Here is an 18,797-nt window from a genome sequence, read left to right on the forward strand (position 1 = left end):
TCGCGGTGATCGAGGTCGCGCCGGGCGATCCGGCCTCGTTCATGCTGGGGGTCAACGCGCAGCCCGATACGCTGGCCGCGCTGCGGGCCGAGTTGGGGTTGGACGCCTCGAAAACCCAGCGCTATTTCGCGTGGGTCGGCGGCATGCTGACCGGAGATTTCGGCATCTCCTACACCTACCGCACGCCTGTGTCACAGATGGTTGCGGATCGGTTGTGGGTGTCGCTGCCGCTGGCGCTTTATGCGCTGACCCTGTCCACGCTGATCGCCTTTCCTGCCGGGATCTACGCCGCCGCGCGGCGCGGCAAGCCGGGTGATCTAACGGTGATGGGGGCGACCCAGCTGGGCATCGCGGTGCCGAATTTCTGGTTTGCCATGATGCTGGTGTTGATCTTCGCCATCAACCTGCGCTGGTTCAATGCCGGAGGGTTTGCGGGCTGGGATCAAGGTCTGTGGACCGGGCTGCACTCGCTGACCCTGCCTGCCATCGCATTGGCCCTACCGCAGGCGGCGATTTTGGCGCGGGTGATGCGCTCATCCCTGCTGGATATCCTGGGTGAGGATTTCATGCGCACCGCCCGCGCCAAGGGGCTGTCCCGCCGACAGGCGCTGTGGCGGCACGGCGTGCGCAACGCGCTGATCCCGGTGCTGACTATCATCGGGCTGCAGTTTTCCTTTCTGCTGGCGGGCTCGATCATTATCGAACAGGTGTTCTATTTGCCCGGCCTCGGGCGGCTGGTGTTTCAGGCGATCTCAGCCCGTGACCTGATCGTGGTGGAATCGGTGGTCATGCTGCTGGTCTTTGCCGTCATCACCGTGAATTTTCTGGTCGATCTGGCCTATGCTGCCGTCGATCCCCGGCTCAGGAGCAGGACATGAACCGCAACCTGATCCTCGGCGCGGCTCTGTCCTCGCTGGTTTTGCTGGCGGCGCTGGTGTCCTTTGTCTGGACGCCCTACGACCACGCGGCGCTGAACATTCCCAACAAACTGCAACCGCCCAATGCGCTGCACTGGTTCGGAACGGATCATTTCGGGCGCGACATGTTCTCGATGATCATGGTGGGCGCACGTACCTCGATTGCCGTAGCGCTGGTGGCGGTGGGTATCGGCGTCGGTTTCGGCGTGCCGCTTGGCCTGACCGCCGCCGCGCGCAAGGGGTCGTGGCTGGATGAGGTCATCATGCGCGGCAATGATCTGGTCTTTGCCTTCCCCTCGCTGGTCATCGCCATTCTGATCACCGCCGTCTTCGGCGCGGGTGCGATCAACGCAATCATCGCCATCGGCATCTTCAACATCCCCGTTTTCGCCCGCATCACCCGCGGCGCGGCCCTGTCCTTGTGGGAGCGTGAATTCATCCTCGCCGCCCGCGTATCCGGCAAGGGAGCGGCGCGGATTTCAGCCGAACATATCCTGCCCAATGTGGCCAATCTGCTGATCGTGCAGGGCACCATCCAGTTCAGCCTTGGCATTCTGGCCGAGGCCGGTCTGTCCTATGTCGGTCTGGGGGCGCAGCCGCCCACGCCCAGCTGGGGCCGCATGCTGGCCGACGCGCAGACAATGGTCAGTTTTGCCCCGCATTTGGCTCTGATTCCCGGTCTGGCGATCATTGTCACCGTACTGGGGCTGAACCTGCTGGGCGACGGTCTGCGCGACTGGCTCGACCCCCGCATAAGGGTGGCGCGCGCATGAGCTTGTTGCAGATCGAAGATCTCTCGCTGTCGATTCACGGCGCGGGCATTCTGAAACAGGTCAGCCTGTCCGTCGCGCCGGGTCAGATCGTGGCTGTGACGGGTGAGAGCGGCTCGGGCAAGTCGATGACCGCACTGGCGGTGATGCAGTTGCTGCCGAACGGATCCGAGACAAATGGTGCGCTTCTGTTAGAGGGGCAAGACCTGTTGAACCGCCCCGAGGATGACATGTGCGCCCTGCGCGGTGCGTCAATCGGCATGGTGTTTCAGGAACCGATGACCGCACTGAACCCGGTGAAAACCATCGGCGATCAGGTGATCGAGACGATCCTGATCCACAAGGCCATGCCCCGCACACAGGCCCGCGACCGCGCGCAAGAGGTGCTGACGCGGGTCGGCCTGCCGGCAGAGCGCTTTCCGATGTCACGCTATCCGCATGAACTGTCCGGAGGTCAGCGGCAGCGGGTGGTGATTGCGATGGCCATCGCGCTACGGCCCAAACTGCTGATCGCGGATGAGCCGACAACGGCGCTGGACGTGACCACGCAGGCGCAGATTCTCGACCTGCTCAAAAGCTTGGTGCGCGAATATGGTATGGGTCTGCTGATGATCACGCATGATCTGGCGGTGGTTGCCGATATGGCGGACCGGATCGTGGTGATGCGTCACGGCGCGGTGGTTGAAAGCGGCGCAACCGGCCATCTGCTGCAAAACATGCAGCACCCCTATACGCGCATGTTGTTCGAGGCGTCGGGCCATCAGGTGAACCTGCCTGATCCCATCGATCCGACCCCGTTGCTTGAGGTGACCAATGTGGTGCGCGACTATCGCCTGCCCCGAAAACGTCTGTTCGATGCGCCGGGGGATCACCGCGCTGTGGATCAGGTGAGTTTCACCCTCAATCGCGGGGAACGTTTGGGGCTTGTAGGGGAGTCCGGCTGTGGAAAATCGACCCTAACACGGGCTATTCTAGGATTGGATGAAGTACAAGGCGGCGATATCCGGCTGGACGGTCAGCCGGTCTTCTCGGGGCACAGGCCCAATCTGGCGGTGCGCCGCAAGATGCAGGTGGTGTTTCAGGACCCCTATGGCAGCTTCAATCCCCGCCACCGGGTCGCCCGCCTGATCACCGAGCCGTTTCACCTGCTGGCGTCACCCCCCTCAGGTACGGACCGGCAGGACCGGATTGCCGAGATGCTGCGCGCAGTGGGTCTCAGCCCCGATGATGCGGGTAAGTATATCCACGAATTCTCGGGCGGACAGCGGCAGCGGATCGCCATCGCCCGCGCCCTGATCATTCGCCCCGACCTGATCCTGTTTGACGAGGCGGTCTCGGCCCTCGATGTCTCGGTCCGGGCGCGGATTCTGGACCTGCTGGCCGAGCTTTGCGCGGCTTATGACCTGACCTATCTGTTCATCAGTCATGACCTGAGCGTTGTGCGCACGATCACCGACCGGGTGATGGTGATGCAGGGGGGCAAGATTGTTGAACAGGGCGAGACCGAGCAGGTCTTTTCCAACCCGCAGCACCCTTACACCCGCACCCTGATCCATGCCGCCCCGACCTTGCCGGATATCGGCAGGGTCGCTTGAAGCCCTGTATTAGAGACGAAAAATGGAGCCTGATATGTCAAATCCCCTCTGGTTCGACCCCGGTCTGTGTCTGATCAACGGGCGGTGGGTCAGACCGGCGTCACAGGCGACCCTGCCGATGATAAACCCGTCAGACGGAACCGAAATCTGCCATATCGCGCGGGGTTCGGCAGAGGATATTGATGTTGCGGTGCAGGCAGCGCAATCCGCTCTGGATGGTGACTGGGGGCGCAAAACCGCGCTGGAACGGGGGCGTATCCTGTCGCGTCTGGGGCAGTTGGTGTTGGAGAGGGTGGACGATCTGGCCCGGCTTGAGGCGATGGATGTGGGCAAACCGCTGACGCAGGCGCGGGCGGATGCGGTGGCGCTGGCGCGGTATTGCGAGTTTTACGGTGGTGCCGCTGACAAGGTGATGGGTCAGACCATCCCTTATCTGGATGGCTACACCGTGTATACCCTGCGCGAACCCCATGGGGTGACCGGCCATATCGTGCCTTGGAACTATCCGATGCAGATCATCGGCCGATCCGTCGGTGCGGCGCTGGCCATGGGCAATGCCTGCGTGCTGAAACCGGCGGAAGAGGCCTGCCTGACCGCGCTGGCCTTTGCCCATCTGGCGCAACAGGCCGGTTTGCCCGCTGGTGCGCTGAACGTGGTGCCCGGTTTGGGGGCCGAGGCCGGGGCGGCGTTGTCGGGGCATCCGGGGGTCAACCATATCTCATTCACCGGGTCGGTTGCCACGGGTGCGCTTGTGCAGCAGGCGGCGGGGCGCAATGTGGTGCCGGTGACGCTGGAACTGGGCGGGAAATCCCCGCAACTGGTCTTTGACGATACCGATCTGGACGCGGCGCTGCCGTTTCTGGTGAATGCGGGCATTCAGAATGCAGGACAAACCTGTTCGGCCTCGTCCCGCATTCTGGTGCAGCGCGGGGTTTATCAGCAGGTCAAATCGCGCATGGCGGCGGCTTATGCTGACCTGACCGTCGGCCCGGCCCCCGAGGATTTGCGGGTCGGCCCCCTGATCTCGGCCCGTCAGAAAGAGATTGTGACGGGATATCTGACCAAGGGCCGCGATCTGACCATTGCGGCTCAGGGGCGCATCGTCGATCACGCCCCGGCTGAGGGGGCTTATGTGCAGCCGACCTTGTTTGCCGATGTCCCGCCAGATCACACCCTGGCGCGGGATGAGATCTTCGGGCCTGTTCAGGTTTTGATCCCGTTTGACACCGAAGAACAGGCTCTAACCGTAGCAAATAGCACCGATTACGGCCTTGTCGCCAGCATCTGGACCCGCGACGGGGCCCGGCAGATGCGGCTGGCGAAACAGCTGCGTTCCGGGCAGGTCTTCATCAACAACTATGGTGCCGGAGGCGGAGTTGAACTGCCCTTTGGGGGTGTTGGCAAATCCGGCCATGGCCGCGAAAAAGGGTTCGAGGCGCTTTATGGCTTTTCACAGCTAAAGACGGTTGCGGCCTATCACGGCTAGACGATCACCTCGATCGCTTCCTGCGCGCCGACGCCGAACACCCGTTTATACCGCGTGATCTGATCCGTCGGACCCATCGCCTTTTCCGGGTTGTCCGACAGCTTGACCGTCGGGCGGCCATTGGCCGACACCGCCTTGCACACCAGCGAGAACGGCGCCAGCGCGTCACCGGGCACCAGTTTGCGGAAATCATTGGTCAGCAAGGTGCCCCAGCCAAAGGACGCATTGACCCGGCCCGCAAATTGCGCATGCAGGTCGCGGATTTTGTCCACGTCCAGCCCGTCAGAGAAGATGATCCTTTTCTGCGTCGGGTCCTCGCCGCGTGCTTTCCACCAGTCAATCGCAATCTCGGCCCCGGTTGCCGGATCGCCGCTGTCGACACGGATGCCGGTCCAACCGGCCAGCCAGTCGGGTGCATTGTCCAGAAACCCTTTGGTACCATAGGTGTCGGGCAGGATGATGCGCAGATTGCCGTCATGTTCTTCGTGCCAGTCGCTGAGAACGTCATAGGGTGCTTGCGCCAGTTCTGCGTCCGTATCGGCCAACGCCGAATAGACCATGGGCAGTTCATGGGCGTTGGTGCCGATGGCCTCAACCTCGCGCCGCATGGCGATCAGGCAGTTCGAGGTGCCGGTAAAGGCCGGACCCAGCCCTTCGATCATCGCCTGCACGCACCAGTCCTGCCACAGGAAGGAATGCCGCCGCCTTGTGCCGAAATCGGCGATACCCAGCCCCTCAATGCCGCGCAACTGCTCGATCTTCTCCCACACGCGGGTCATGGCGCGGGCATAAAGGACCTGCAGTTCGAACCGGCGCATGCCATTCAGAACCGCGCGGGATCGCAGCTCCATCAGCACGGCCAAAGCGGGAATTTCCCACAACATGACCTCGTGCCACTTGCCTTCGAAGGTTAGTTCGTACTGATCGCCCTTACGCTCAAGATGGTAGGGCGGCAGGCGCAGGTTCTCGAACCACTCCATGAAATCCGACCGGAACATCTGACGTTTTCCGTAGAACGTATTGCCCCGCAGCCAGGTGCTTTCCCCCCGGCTGAGGCTGAGCGAGCGGATGTGATCCAGCTGTTCGCGCAGTTCGCCCTCGTCGATCAAACGCGCCAAAGGCACGTGATTCGACCGGTTGATCAGGGAAAAAACGACATCCGTTTGGGGCTTATTTCGAAACACTGACTGGCACATCAGCAGTTTGTAGAAATCTGTGTCGATTAAAGACCTGATAATCGGGTCAATTTTCCATTTGTGATTGTAGACACGCGTCGCGATGTCGACCATGGGGAACTCCTGCGATTTCGATTGTTAGATCAATCGTGGCGGTGATTGGCAAGAGTCGCCAAATTGGTAACAATGCCAAGGACAGGTCACATTGCGGGCTTAATATGAGTGCCCCTCATTGGTTACTGAGGGGGTGGGGATGGTTATAAAGGTTAAGTTTTGTGAATGGGTCTAGAGTACGATTTTGACATAGTCGCCATTGCACCTGATGAAGTCGATCCGGAACATGGTTTTGCCGCGATGACGGGCACGCGCCCAGTTCGCGCATTGTTTCGCGACTTTCATACGGCGCAGGCGCTGCGGTCGGCTTCGCCGAAGATCCGCAGGATTTTTCTTGAATCCGGGTTCAGTCTTGAAACGCGGGACAGCGGCGCGCGGCGCGGGTTTTACCCGCCCGAAGATGCCGTGGATCGCAATCGCATCCTGAAACGGCTGTTCACGAATATCCGCAATATGGGTCTGCAGGGCGAATATTGCGGTGATTTCGATTTTTGGGAGTTTCTGAACCACGTCAGAGCCGCGCAGCCCGGTGATGTTCAAACCGGCAACAGGCCCGAACGGTTGCCTGAATTGCAGGACCCTGTCACCACCACGCCCGAGCGGCGCACAGTGGTTGGCCGGGTCGGGTTTGCGTTGGGGACGGCGGTGATCCTGTTCGTCCTGCTGAAATATCTGGCGGAACGTGGCGCGCAATAGAGCCTAAATCAGGGAAACTCCGGCATCTCGCATGGCTTTTTCAGCGGCTGCCAGCGATCCATCCATGTCGATGGCGCGGCAGGCGGCCATGTTCACCGTGGTGTCAAATCCCAGCCGGGCGGCATCCACGGCTGAAAAATGCACGCAGAAATCGGTGGCCAGACCAACCAGCGTCAATTGCCGGATACCGCGCGTGTCCAGATAGCCTTTCAGGCCCGTCGGGGTGTCATGATCGTTCTCGAAAAACGCCGAATAGCTGTCGATGGCGCTGCGGAACCCTTTGCGGATGATCAGATCACCATCGGTGCGCAGATCGGGGTGAAAACCTGCCCCGTCAGTCCCCTGTACACAGTGATCCGGCCATAGGACTTGCGGGCCGTAGGGCATTTGCGTCATTTCGAACGGGTTTTTGCCCGGATGAGAACTGGCGAAGGATGAATGCCCCGCCGGATGCCAGTCCTGCGTCAGGATCACGGCGTCGAAATCATCCATCATCGCGTTGATCGGGGCAACGATCTGGTCGCCTTCGGCCACGGCCAGCGCACCGCCGGGGCAAAAATCATTCTGGACGTCGATTACGATCAGGGCGTGGGTCATCGGGGCCTCCTCTTTGGTCTCTATCGGTAATGGGGTCGGGTGGGGGGCGTCAATGCGGTCTCTTGCGTCCGATCCGCCCGGGGGCTAAATCGCGGCCATGTATACGATCGCCGCCCTCTATCATTTCACCCGTTTCCCGGACCCCGAGGCCCTGCGCCCCGCCTTGCTGGACCTGTGCCGCGCGCAATCCGTCAAAGGCACGCTGCTGCTGGCGCAAGAGGGGATCAACGGAACAATCGCTGGCCCCCGCGCCGGGATCGACGCGGTTCTGGCCCATATCAGTGCCCTACCGGGGTGCGAGGGGTTGGAGTGGAAAGAGGCGACCTCGGACCATCCGCCCTTTGGCAAGATGAAGGTGCGTCTGAAGAAAGAGATCGTGACCATGGGCCAACCGGATGTCGATCCGCGCGCCAGTGTCGGGCATTATGTCGAGCCCGAAGAGTGGAACGATCTGATCCGGTCAGACGATGTGGTGGTGATTGACACCCGCAATGATTACGAGGTTGCCATCGGCACGTTTGAGGGCGCAATAGACCCTGAAACGGCCAGTTTCCGCGATTTCCCCGCCTGGTGGGAGGCCAATCAGGATCGGTTCCACAACAAGCGTGTTGCCATGTTCTGCACCGGCGGCATCCGGTGTGAGAAGTCGACAAACTACCTGCTGGGGCAGGGGGTCGAGGATGTCTATCACCTGAAAGGCGGCATCCTGCGCTATCTCGAAGAAATGCCTGCCGAGGACAGCACCTGGCAGGGGGAATGTTTTGTGTTCGACAACCGCGTCTCGGTTGGTCACGGGCTGGTCGAGGGGCCACATAACCTGTGCCATGGTTGCCGCCGCCCGATCCTGCCCGAAGACATGAAACGCTCTGAATTTGAACTGGGCGTGTCCTGTCATCAGTGCATCGACGAGACGTCCGAGGCTGACAAGACGCGCTTTCGCGAGCGGCAAAAGCAGATCGCCCTGGCCCGCGCCCGCGGGGCCGAGCATCTGGGATCGGAGTAACCCCGGCAAAACGGGTTGCGAACATGGGCCCAAAACCGGAATATTGCTGACAGCAGAACCGGTTGAGAGAGCCCATGACCCATGAACCCAGAACGCTGGAAGAGTGGAAATCAACGCTGATCGCGGCGTTGGGGTTGGTGATCGCCAGCTTTCTGGCGTGGTACGGCCTGTCCCGGCTCAGCGATGCTACCGCCGGGGATACAATCGGCACCATTGCAGCCGTTGGGCTGGTGGTTTGGATCGCCTCTCAATCCTGGTTCTACATGACCCAGGTGAAATCGCCGCGACGGCTGCTGTTCCTGATGGGCGTGTCCTTCATTCAGGTCGTGCCTTTCCTGTTCGCCGCCGTCTATGGCGCGTTCGGCTATCAGGATCGCTGCGTGGTTGGTGCGCAGGGGCCGGGGGACATCCTGTATTTCTCATATGTCACCTTCACCACAGTCGGCTATGGCGACATGGCGCCAACCGGCCTGTGCCGGGGGTTGGCCGTTGCCGAGGCGGTGACCGGCTATATCCTGCTGGGCATGTTTGTCGCCGCCGCAGTTGCCCTATACGCACGCAATCACGGCAAATAAGACCCTAACAAAGGGCTATTTGTTCCCGTCGATCCAGCGCGACATCATCTGCTTGTCACGAAAACACTCGGCCGGGATTGGGCGACGCTTGCTGCGCGAGATCCTCTCGGCAAAGGCGACCTGCTTGCCGGTCGGGTAATTGGCAAAGGGCGACGGGTCCTGCGGTTTGTGGGCGGAAATCCAGTCCGACATTGATTTGCGATCCCGCTGCGCCTCGACCGGAATTTCAAGGGCCGATTGCTGGGCAATGGCGCGGGCATAGCGCATCTGCCGGTCCGTGACCGGAAGAAGGTGGTAATCGTTGCTGGGTGCATCGAACCAGCTTTGACGGGCAGCGTTGGTCATAGCTCGAAAACCTCCGTTCCACCTGAAAGATTGCGTGGAACAAATATAGAACATTTTAGGAACTTTTTCAAGATTTCCGCTGGTCAGGGCACGTGTGGTGCCGTTTTGCCCAGCCTGTCCCGTCGCCTTGCGACCAATCACGGCACGCTTTTGTGCGTGCTCATACCGAATCAAGGAACTTGCCTTGGGTATTTCAACCTCACGCCCCTTCACATCCGTGCGGGCGCGGGGTTTGGCCGCAGATTATCGCCGATCCATCGGGTCAGGATCACTTCCGGCGCTTGACGCTCTGTTACCGACATTTCTGGTCGGGAACAGAGCATCACAAGGGGGCGGAGTGTGGCTGAGTCGCCCCAACACATGTATCGAGGAGAAAGACCATGAAATCCCACGCTCAGGCCGTTGTTATCGGAGGGGGCCTTGTCGGGTGTTCAATCCTCTATCATCTGGCCAAGCTTGGCTGGCGAGATGTGGTTTTGCTGGAACGGGATGAGCTGACCAGCGGTTCCACCTGGCATGCGGCGGCGAATATTCACGGGCTGCATGACAACAACAACATCACCCGCATCCAGCACTATACGATGAACCTGTATAAGGAACTGGAGCAGGAAACCGGCCAGGGCTGCGGCGTGTTCCAGCCCGGCTCGCTGTATCTGGCGCAGACCGAGGATCGCGAACACCAGCTGCGCCTGCAAGAGGCCAAGGCGAAATTCTACGGTCTGAACTTCCACGAGATCAGCCGCGAGCAGGCCAAGGAACTGCACCCGCTGGCGCAGTTCGATGACGTGCGCTGTATCATGTATGAACCCGATGGCGGCAATGTGGACCCGTCCGGCGTGACCATGGCCTATGCCGCCGGTGCCCGCGCGATGGGCGCCACGGTTGAGCGGTTTTGCCCCGTAATAGGGACTGAACAGCAGCCTGACGGCAGTTGGATCGTGCGCACGGAAAAGGGCGACATTCATACACAATGGGTGGTTAATGCCGGTGGCCTCTGGGGGCGCGAGGTTGCGGCCATGGCGGGGATCGAACTGCCGCTGCAACCGACCGAGCATCAGTATTTTGTCACCGAAACCATTGACGAGGTCGCCAATCTGGGCCGCCGCCTGCCGTCGATTGCCGACCGGGATGGCGAGTACTATTTCCGTCAGGAAGGCAACGGCCTGCTGATCGGCGCGTATGAGAAAGACATGCGGTTCTGGGCCGAAGAGGGCACACCGCTGGATTTCGCCCATGATCTGTTCCCGGACGATCTGGACCGGATCATGGAAAACGTGATCCGCGCCACCGAACGGGTGCCAGTGGCCGCCACTGCAGGCGTCAAACGGGTGATCAATGGCCCGATGATCTGGTCGCCGGATTCAAATGCAATCTGGGGGCCGGTGCCCGAGCTTAAGAACTATTTCTGCTGCACCGGCATTATCCCCGGCTTCTCGCAATCCGGTGGTCTGGGTCTGTTGTCGGCGCAGTGGATGGTCGAGGGTGAACCGCAATACGACATGTTCGCCTGGGATCTGGCCCGGTTCGGCGACTGGGCCGACAAGAAATTCACCAAGGCGCGGGTCGAGGATGTCTACACCCACCGTTTCGCCATCCACTTCCCGAACGAAGAACGCAGCGCCGGTCGTCCCGCCCGCGTGCGTCCGGCCTATGAGATGCAAAAAGAAATGGGCTGCGTCTTTGGCCTGAACTGCGGTTGGGAACATCCGCTGTGGTTCGCCGATCAGCCGGGCGTGGTCGATACCAACGGCTTCACCCGCCAGAACTGGTGGGAACCCGTTGGCCGCGAGGTGCAGATGCTGCGCAACAATGTGGGCGTCATCGACATCTCGAATTTTGCCAACTACGTGGTCAAAGGCCCGGGTGCCTGTGACTGGCTGGACCGGCTGGTGGCCAACCGGGTACCGACCGAAATCGGACGGTCCTGCCTGACCCCGCTGATCTCGGTCCGGGGTGGCGTGGCCGGTGACTTTACCATCACCAAAGTGGCCGAGGACGAATATATGATGATCGGGTCCGGCATGGCCGAACGCTATCATCAGCGGTTCTTCAACATGGTCGATCTGCCCGAAGGCACCACCGTTGAGGTCGCGACCAACCGCATCGCCGGGTTCAACGTCGCCGGTCCCAAATCGCGCGATCTGCTGCAGCGGCTGACCAACGCGGACCTGTCAAACGAGGCGTTCCGCTTCATGCGTTCGGCCACGATCGAGGTCGCGGGTGTCACCTGTCTGGCCATCCGCGTCAGCTTTACCGGCGATCTGGGGTGGGAGCTGCACTGCGCCGAAGAGGATCAGATCAGGCTCTATACCGCGCTTCTAGACGCAGCGAAGGAATTCGACGGCGGCCCGGTTGGCGGCCGCGCGCTGGGCTCGCTGCGGATCGAAAAGGGCTATGGGTCCTGGGGTCGGGAGTATTCTCAGGAATACTGGCCGCAAGAGGTTGGCCTGACCGGACTGGTCAAGCTGGACAAGGATTTCCTGCACAAGGACGCCTATCTGGCCGTCAAGGACAACCCCGCGCGCGAGGTGCTGTCGATCTTCGAGGTCGAGGTCGATCAGGCCGACGCCACCGGGGGCGAGCCGATCTTTACCCCCGACGGCAAATCGGTCGGCCGCGTGACCTCGGGCGCTTATGGCTATTCGGTCGGAAAATCTCTGGCGCTGGGCTTTGCCGACCCGTCGGTGGCGCAGCCGGGGGATGAGGTCGAGGTCTTCATCCTTGGCAAGCCGCACAAGGCCAAAATCCTGTCCGAACCACCCTTCGACCCGGCGGGTAACCGGCTGCGGGACGTGCGGCCCAAGATGGAGCCTGCCCAATGACCAGCACTTTTGAGCGTGCCGCTGAGTTTATTCTGAATCGCCCTGCCGATCAGATGCCAGCGCACGCTCAAGAGGCGGCAGCGCTGATGCTGCTGGATACGCTGGGGGTGCTGATCGCGGCGGGGCCGATGCAGGCCGGGGTTATCGCCCGCGAAACCGCCGCGGCGCTTTACGCCAGCACGGACCCGTCCTGCAGCGCGCGCATGCTGTTCGATGGTCGTCGTGTCAGCCTGGCCGGGGCGGCCTATGCTGCTGCGACCCAGACCGACAATCTGGATGCGCATGACGGGTTCAACCCGACCAAGGGCCATATCGGCGTGGTTGTCATCCCCGCGCTGGCTGCACTGGCCGAGCATCGCCCCGACCTGACCGGCCCCGAGGCGCTGGCCGCCGTCATCACCGGCTACGAAATCGCGGGCCGTGCGGGTTTGGCCCTGCACGCGACGGTCAGCGACTATCACACCTCGGGCGCGTGGAACGCGCTGGGGGTGGTGGCCATGGCTGCGCGGCTGCGCGGCTTTACGTCCGATCAGTTGCGACAGGCGCTGGGCATCGCCGAATATCACGGCCCCCGCAGCCAGATGATGCGCGAGATCGCCAACCCCACGATGCTGCATGACGGGTCCGGCTGGGGTGCGCTGGTCGGCATGTCTGCTGCCATTCTGGCCGAACGTGGCTTTACCGGGGCGCCGGCCATCACTCTGGAAGAGGATCGCGTCGCGCCCTATTGGACGGATCTGGGGCAGGACTGGCAGATGTGCCAGCAATATGTGAAACCCTATCCGATCTGCCGCTGGGCACATGCCGCTATTGATGGCGTCCGGCAGGTGATGCGACAGCACGATCTGACGCACCCCATGATCGAACGTATCGAGGTTAAAAGCTTCCACCAAGCCGCCTGCCTGTTTCCTGGTTTGCCGGAAACCACATCTCAGGCGCAATACTCCCTCCCCTTTGCGGTTGCGGTTCAGGCGGTTTATGGGCGCATCGGGGTCGAACATATCTCGGGCGCGGGCTTGTCTGACCCGCTGGTCGCCGATGTGGTTGAACGGATTGAGGTGTCGGAATGCGACCGCCACAATGCCCGTTTCCCGCAAGGGCGGTGGGCGGATGTTCGGGTCACGACCAAAGACGGACAGGTCTTTGAGTCCGGCGACATCAATGCCCGAGGTGGCCCTGATGTGCCGATGAGCCGTCAGGAAATCGTCGACAAATTCCACGAGTTTGCCGCGCCATTCATTGGCGAAAACCGGGCTGCCAAGATCGAGGCGGCTGTGTTTGGCCTTGTCCAACCGGATGCTCGATATTCGACATTGGCGGATTTGTTGTTTGATCCATCGGAGGCTGACATGTGAACGGGCGTATTGCTCGTCTTGTGACACAACGTTCAACCTTTGAAAAACGGGTCTTCTTTGGGCGGATTGGGAACACGTTTGCCCGGTAGCGTACGGCTATTTTGAAAGAGGCCATTGCCGAACATCCCGCTAGCCTCGTGCCATCACGCGGTGTTTGGAAATCGCCATATCTGCCGGGCGAAGGCACTGTTCCAAATTTATTCAGAAACGTCCCCCCCGAGCATGTTGAACATGTCGTTGATTTGGCTGCGCGTCAGGCTGCTGGCTTCTAGCAGGGCAGTCGCATCAGCCAGGGGCTTTTCCGGTTGGCGGGCGATGGGGTCCGTCAGGGCCTGGCTCAATCCTGCAAGGTTTCCATACATACCGGGGGTCTCGGTCTGCGCCTCTTCGATCAAACCCGCGCGCCAGAAATTCCGTTCTGCCGCATCCGTCTCGCCAATTTCCTTCAGAATCAGGGCTGCCCCGGCGAAATCCTGACTTTTGATCAAGGCTTGTGCCCGCAAACGCATCGCAGGTTCCGAGCGTTCCCCGGCCAGTTCCAACAAGGCGTGGCGCGGGCGGTCTTCATAAATTGACGCACGGGCACGAAGCCGGGTCCGGTCCGCGCGGTGCGCCTTGTCCGCTGGGCGATTTGCCATCTCAAACCCAAGCTCGGCAAATCCCAATTGGGTCAATCGATCTGACAGGGCCATGGCCGTTTCGATGGTCATACCCTCGCGTTCGGTCATCGACAGGGTCAAGACGTGACGCAGAAACGAGACGTCATCGCCACGCTCGGCCAACAGTTGCAACACCTGGTCATGTGTTCGATGCCACGCCTTGTCCTCCATCCCCGCTGGAAACCGGCCAAACGCGGCACCAAACTCCTGGTTGAGCGCCAGGGCCAGAACATGTGCCCGGGCCATCATCGGGCCGCTCTCTGAATTCCTGAATTGCACAGCGTAGGCTGCTGCCAGATCCAGCTCTTGCCCTGTGATTGCGCCACGGTCCGACCAACGTTTTTCGATCAAACGGGCCAGCGCAAGCGGGGCTTCATCGGTTGCCTCGGGCGCGGTTGCCGCCTTGGTCAATAGGTCTGTGGCCTGCTGATCATCCCCTTCGGCCTCAGCGATGCTGGCCTTTGCCAAAACAAGTTCAGGGTCATCGGTGTCATTGACGCGATCTACCGCGCGCAGGATGCGGTGCGCCGATTCAAGCCTGTCTGCCTCAATCAGGATTTCCGACAGTAATGGGCCAAACTGCACCTTCAGATGTTGGGGAAGGCGCGTGAAAGAATGTTCGATAGAGTTCAACTTGGCGTCTTTCGCCAAATACCCTTCGGTCAACACCGCCCAAAGGGCAGCGTCCCCACCACATCGTTGCTGGTCAAAAAACGGGTTTGATCTGGCAATTTGCTGGTCATCGATGAAACGCGCCATCGCCTCGATCCGGTCCCATTTCGCATCGCGTTTGGGCACAAGCTGCATGACCTGAACCGCCTCGGCGCCGAAGCCGAAGTAAGTATACAGCTTCGCCAGTTTTTCTGCCGTCTCAATGTCCAACCGGTCGAATTCCTGAAACAGACCACCTCTGAGTTCGGCCACGTGCTGGGCAAAAGGCTGCGTTCCGGTCCAGGTGTCGAATCCCAGTTCGGCATCGGCGATACATTTGGGCCGGGTCTCGACCTGCAGTAATGCAGATTGATCGAGGCCGGGAATCTCGTCCAGAATTGTCGAAACATGCAGGTTTTCCGGCAGATCGGCAGGTGATTGGATCGGCCCGAAATAGCCCGATTGCCGGGCGCCCACATTGGCGAGGTTCAGGTCAACGACCTCTCGGTCGGCGCCTTGCAGCAGACGGGACATCAATTGGGTTTCGAACCCGCGACGTTGCAACTGCAGCAACGAGGCAGGAAGTTCCACACCCGGATGAGCAGCCCGGGGTTTCGTGACGTCAGGTTTCGGCAGCAGCGGAGGCAGGGCGGCGATGTCCGGCGGAGGGGTAAACGCGCCCGGCGCGATATCGACAACAACCATCGTCTGCCGGTGCAAGAACGCGGTGGCCACGCAATCACATCCAAAATCCAGTTCCAGCGGTGCCCCGGGTTCCGGTTGCAACACAGACGTGAGACGCCCTGCGGAAAGCCGACTGAAAACCGCGTCGGTCTCAAAGGTTGCGTCCTTCAAGGCCACGGCCAGACGCGCGCCATTTTGATGCGACGCCAAATCCCAATCGGTCCCCGGCGGGATTTGAAACACAAGGCGGGTATAGCCGTCATGCTCACCCGACCGGACCCGCACGGTTTGCGCCATGGTCCCACTGGCCATCACGACCCATAGACATGCCAGTATGATACCCCGCCTCATGCCGCCGCCTGTTTCAGTTCTTTCAAGGCGTCCTCAAGTTCCGAGAACCCGGGACGGTTATGGGTCGGCGTGTTCTGGCGACCCACCTCGATGCACATGGCGGCGTTGTGGTTGTGCAGATTGGCGACCAGAACCTCTTTGATCAACTGGTAGAAATGGTTATCCTCTTCGACCACGGCTTTGAGCTTGCCCGCAAACGGCCCCACCAGACCGTAGGCGAGAAACACGCCCAGAAAGGTCCCCACCAACGCGCCACCGATGAGTTTACCCAACACCTCGGGCGGTTGGTCGATTGAGCCCATGGTTTTGATAACCCCAAGCACAGCGGCCACAATTCCCAATGCGGGCAAGCCATCGGCCACGGTCTGCAAGGCGTGGCTGGAATGCATGGCGTGGTGAAAATTCGCCTCCATCCTCTTTTCCAGAACCTCTTCGACCTGATGCGGATCGTCATAGTTCATCGCGGCCGAGCGCATGGTGTCGCAGATCAGATCCACCGCCTCTTTATCGGCCTGAATTTTGGGATAGGCTGAAAACAGGGCTGAGGATTCGGGCTCTTCGATATGCTGCTCGACCTCGACCGGGTTCGAACGCGCGATGCGGATCAGCGAGAACAGCAGGCACAGCAGGTCCCGATAATCCTCGGGCTTCCACTTGGGGCCTTTGAACACTTTGCCCATGTCCTTGATGGTGTGTTTGACGGCGCTCATGTCGTTGCTTATCATAAAGGCACCAACTGCCGCGCCGCCGATCATCATCATTTCAAAGGGCAGTGATTTCAGGATGATCGTCATCTTGCCCCCGGCGGCGAGGTAGCCGCCAAAAACCATCACGAAAATGACAACGATTCCAACCAGTCCAATCATGGGCGGCCTCCGTTTCGGGAATTGGGGGTTTGGGTCATTTCGGCTACTCCTCAGGGACCAAGGCGTTGCGCCCGGCCATCACGACACTAATCGTATAGGCGGCCTCGGGGCTGAGCCCGGCCATCACGCCCGCCGCCGCATCGGGTGGCATGCGCGACAAGAAGCCCGCCGCGAACACGGGGTCCATGTTTTCGAACAGGGCGGCGGCGTCCTTGGGTTTCATGTTCTGATACACATCCGTCAGCCGGGTCAGGTCGGTTTCTGCAGCCTTGTCGGCGATCGAGAGCGTTTCGCGCAGCGATGCCTCGGCCTCTTGCAGTGCGGTCATCCGAGCTTCGATGGCCTGTTGCGCGATCTCCTGCGCCTTTTCCTTATCCATCAAGGCGGCTTCCCGGCGATCCAGATCCTCTTTGCGTTGCAACAGGGCCGTCAGAAGTTGCTGCAAATCTGCCGGAGTGGTGCCTTCTGCCACCGGCTCATTGGCTGGCACATCCGGAGCATTCGCGGTGCGGGCCAGCGCCGGGCCAGCCTCCAGCCCCAGCCGGATGGCGGCAGAGCCGATCATCAGCAACGAAATCACCGTCAGCACCCCGGCGCGCGGCTTTTTGGGGTTGGGACGGGTCATGTTGCGCCCTCACCCAACGGACGTGCGTGGCGGAAGAACATGAGCCCCTCGGGGGCCTTCGCAGGTTCAGGCGCTTCGGTTTGTTCCTCTGCTTTTGCCTCGGTCTGCGCCTCGGACACCACTTCAGCGGCAGGTTCTTCAGGCTCTGCCAGTTCCGTATCTACCTGAACGTCCTCATTTTTCTGAGACGGCTCGGGTATGTCCTGACGCATATCCTCCTCCGAGATCACGTCATGCATCGACGCCATCATCAGCTCCAACCGCTGAGCGACCGTTTCTGCCCGTTCGGTCAGAGCCTGCAAAGTGACCCCCGACTGATCAGACGAAGCCCGCGCGGCATCCAGAGAAGCTTTCAACTCATCCGCCTGCGCAGACAGGACCGAAACCGCCCCGCCAACCCCTTTTTCAAGATCGGTAAACCGTTTCAGGCGCCGGGCCAGAACAAAGCAATACAGCCCGGCACCCAATGCGCCTGCGACCAGCAGAATATCCGCGATCAGTTCCAACGTCGCCTCCTAGTTCAGAACGAATTCCATGACGAGGACGTCACGCACCCGCCCTTCGCCAACCACAATTCCGATGCGCCGCAGCAGGTGGCCCCGGATGCGGACCAACGCCATCGAATCTTCGAGATCGCGCAGCTCGACCGCGCGTAGATAGTTGTTCAGCACGTCCATGATTCGCGGCTGCATCTTTTCGACATCCGCGACGTAATCCGCGTTCACCTCAAGCTGAGCGTGAAACTTCAGATGCCGCGAATCGCCGGCGTTGACCGAGACGATGACCGCTGGAAGATCGACGAATCCAACGGCGGGAAGGGCCTTGGCAGGCATGTCTTTGCCTTTGTCTGCAGCCTTTTCCGGCATGGCTTTGCCGCCCAGGGGCAACAGACCCGAGCTGGTGACATAATACCCGGCCCCGGCCCCTGCGACGGCCAGAATCACCGCAATGATCATGCCCTTTTTGCCTGATTTCTTAGGGGCTTCTGCCTCTTCTGCCGTTGCGTCGGTCATGACGTCCTCATCCTTGCGTTCGACAAGTGTCATAACCCCGCAGGGACTAACCGATTGTTAAGGGCAATCGTTCAAACAAGGGACGAGCCGCACAGAATGTCGGTGAGTCGGAGGTGAGCGTGCAGCAGATCGGAACTGTCTGGGCAAGTTTGGACAGGCGCAAACAAATTATAGTGGCCGGTGCGGTGGCGCTGGTGTTTCTTGGCATTCTCGCCATGTCTCGGGTGGCGACGTCTCCGTCGATGAGCCTGCTTTATGCGGGGCTGGAGGCCGGTGCCGCAGGGGATATCGTTCGCGCGCTGGATCAGCGCGGCGTCCCATATGAGATCAGGGGCGGCTCGATCTATGTCTCGGGCGCGCAGCGGGATGAGCTGCGCCTGACTCTGGCCAGCGAAGGGCTGCCTGCTAATGGCAACCGGGGGTATGAGCTGCTGGATTCGCTCAGCGGGTTCGGCACCACCTCGCAGATGTTCGATGCCGCCTATTGGCGCGCGAAAG

17 protein-coding genes and 1 pseudogene are annotated in these 18,797 nt (G+C 60.8%); 10 read left to right on the forward strand and 8 right to left on the reverse strand.

Features of this window, described 5'->3' with window-relative positions:
- The 4 genes from MPJ51_RS10945 to MPJ51_RS10960 all read left to right on the forward strand — a co-directional run.
- The coding region (locus MPJ51_RS10945; RefSeq protein WP_298386101.1) for an ABC transporter permease at window positions 1–878 on the forward strand (878 nt) is incomplete at its 5' end.
- Window positions 875–1,690, forward strand: coding sequence for an ABC transporter permease (locus MPJ51_RS10950; RefSeq protein ID WP_298386104.1), 816 nt, complete (start codon window positions 875–877; stop codon window positions 1,688–1,690). The genes MPJ51_RS10945 and MPJ51_RS10950, both read left to right, overlap by 4 nt.
- Window positions 1,687–3,282 carry a dipeptide ABC transporter ATP-binding protein gene (locus MPJ51_RS10955; protein ID WP_298386107.1) on the forward strand — a complete coding sequence of 532 codons (1,596 nt, stop codon included), beginning with the start codon at window positions 1,687–1,689 and terminating at the stop codon, window positions 3,280–3,282. Before MPJ51_RS10950 ends, MPJ51_RS10955 begins: the two co-directional genes overlap by 4 nt.
- Window positions 3,283–3,316: 34 nt before the next feature.
- The gene (locus tag MPJ51_RS10960) at window positions 3,317–4,768 is read left to right on the forward strand and encodes an aldehyde dehydrogenase family protein (protein WP_298386110.1); all 1,452 of its coding nucleotides are present in this window, start codon (window positions 3,317–3,319) and stop codon (window positions 4,766–4,768) included.
- On the opposite strand, the gene pncB is transcribed toward MPJ51_RS10960, so the two are convergent.
- A complete protein-coding gene (gene pncB, locus MPJ51_RS10965) occupies window positions 4,765–6,057 on the reverse strand; it encodes a nicotinate phosphoribosyltransferase (protein WP_298386113.1) in 1,293 nt (430 codons plus the stop codon). The two genes, MPJ51_RS10960 and pncB, sit on opposite strands and share 4 nt — an antisense overlap.
- Before the next feature lie 165 nt (window positions 6,058–6,222).
- Here pncB and MPJ51_RS10970 point away from each other — a divergent pair, with 165 nt between their 5' ends.
- Window positions 6,223–6,753, forward strand: a complete 531-nt coding sequence (locus MPJ51_RS10970; RefSeq protein WP_298386116.1) for a hypothetical protein — start codon at window positions 6,223–6,225, stop codon at window positions 6,751–6,753.
- A gap of 3 nt (window positions 6,754–6,756) precedes the next feature.
- Here MPJ51_RS10970 and pncA read toward each other — a convergent pair whose 3' ends face one another.
- A complete protein-coding gene (gene pncA / locus MPJ51_RS10975) occupies window positions 6,757–7,350 on the reverse strand; it encodes a bifunctional nicotinamidase/pyrazinamidase (RefSeq protein WP_298386119.1) in 594 nt (197 codons plus the stop codon).
- A gap of 97 nt (window positions 7,351–7,447) precedes the next feature.
- On the opposite strand from pncA, the gene MPJ51_RS10980 reads away from it, so the two are divergent.
- A complete protein-coding gene (locus MPJ51_RS10980) occupies window positions 7,448–8,353 on the forward strand; it encodes a rhodanese-related sulfurtransferase (protein WP_298386122.1) in 906 nt (301 codons plus the stop codon).
- 74 nt (window positions 8,354–8,427) lie between these two features.
- Window positions 8,428–8,928: a potassium channel family protein gene (locus MPJ51_RS10985; protein WP_298386125.1), complete on the forward strand. Its 501-nt coding sequence runs from the start codon at window positions 8,428–8,430 to the stop codon at window positions 8,926–8,928.
- A gap of 15 nt (window positions 8,929–8,943) precedes the next feature.
- Here MPJ51_RS10985 and MPJ51_RS10990 read toward each other — a convergent pair whose 3' ends face one another.
- The gene (locus MPJ51_RS10990) at window positions 8,944–9,273 is read right to left on the reverse strand and encodes a hypothetical protein (protein WP_298386128.1); all 330 of its coding nucleotides are present in this window, start codon (window positions 9,271–9,273) and stop codon (window positions 8,944–8,946) included.
- 380 nt (window positions 9,274–9,653) lie between these two features.
- Between MPJ51_RS10990 and MPJ51_RS10995 the strand changes: the two genes are divergently transcribed.
- Window positions 9,654–12,095 carry an FAD-dependent oxidoreductase gene (locus MPJ51_RS10995; protein WP_298386131.1) on the forward strand — a complete coding sequence of 814 codons (2,442 nt, stop codon included), beginning with the start codon at window positions 9,654–9,656 and terminating at the stop codon, window positions 12,093–12,095.
- Window positions 12,092–13,450, forward strand: coding sequence for an MmgE/PrpD family protein (locus tag MPJ51_RS11000; protein WP_298386134.1), 1,359 nt, complete (start codon window positions 12,092–12,094; stop codon window positions 13,448–13,450). Before MPJ51_RS10995 ends, MPJ51_RS11000 begins: the two co-directional genes overlap by 4 nt.
- A gap of 197 nt (window positions 13,451–13,647) precedes the next feature.
- On the opposite strand, the gene MPJ51_RS11005 is transcribed toward MPJ51_RS11000, so the two are convergent.
- Genes MPJ51_RS11005 through MPJ51_RS11025 form a run of 5 tightly spaced genes read right to left on the reverse strand, consistent with a single transcriptional unit; the run spans window position 13,648 to window position 18,332 of the window.
- Complete coding sequence (locus tag MPJ51_RS11005) at window positions 13,648–15,756, reverse strand: hypothetical protein (RefSeq protein ID WP_298386137.1); 2,109 nt, start codon at window positions 15,754–15,756, stop codon at window positions 13,648–13,650.
- A 35-nt stretch (window positions 15,757–15,791) separates the two neighbouring features.
- Window positions 15,792–16,661, reverse strand: a complete 870-nt coding sequence (motA, locus tag MPJ51_RS11010; protein ID WP_298386140.1) for a flagellar motor stator protein MotA — start codon at window positions 16,659–16,661, stop codon at window positions 15,792–15,794.
- A 43-nt stretch (window positions 16,662–16,704) separates the two neighbouring features.
- The gene (locus MPJ51_RS11015; RefSeq protein WP_298386143.1) at window positions 16,705–17,286 is read right to left on the reverse strand and encodes a hypothetical protein; all 582 of its coding nucleotides are present in this window, start codon (window positions 17,284–17,286) and stop codon (window positions 16,705–16,707) included.
- Window positions 17,283–17,792 carry a hypothetical protein gene (locus MPJ51_RS11020; RefSeq protein ID WP_298386146.1) on the reverse strand — a complete coding sequence of 170 codons (510 nt, stop codon included), beginning with the start codon at window positions 17,790–17,792 and terminating at the stop codon, window positions 17,283–17,285. The genes MPJ51_RS11015 and MPJ51_RS11020 overlap by 4 nt, the downstream gene beginning before the upstream one ends.
- A gap of 9 nt (window positions 17,793–17,801) precedes the next feature.
- Window positions 17,802–18,332, reverse strand: coding sequence for a flagellar basal body-associated FliL family protein (locus MPJ51_RS11025; protein ID WP_298386149.1), 531 nt, complete (start codon window positions 18,330–18,332; stop codon window positions 17,802–17,804).
- A gap of 86 nt (window positions 18,333–18,418) precedes the next feature.
- Between MPJ51_RS11025 and MPJ51_RS11030 the strand changes: the two are divergent.
- A pseudogene (locus MPJ51_RS11030) lies at window positions 18,419–18,797 on the forward strand (flagellar M-ring protein FliF); the annotation flags it as partial.

The organism is Ruegeria sp. (assembly GCF_028066395.1).
Lineage (GTDB): Bacteria > Pseudomonadota > Alphaproteobacteria > Rhodobacterales > Rhodobacteraceae > Ruegeria.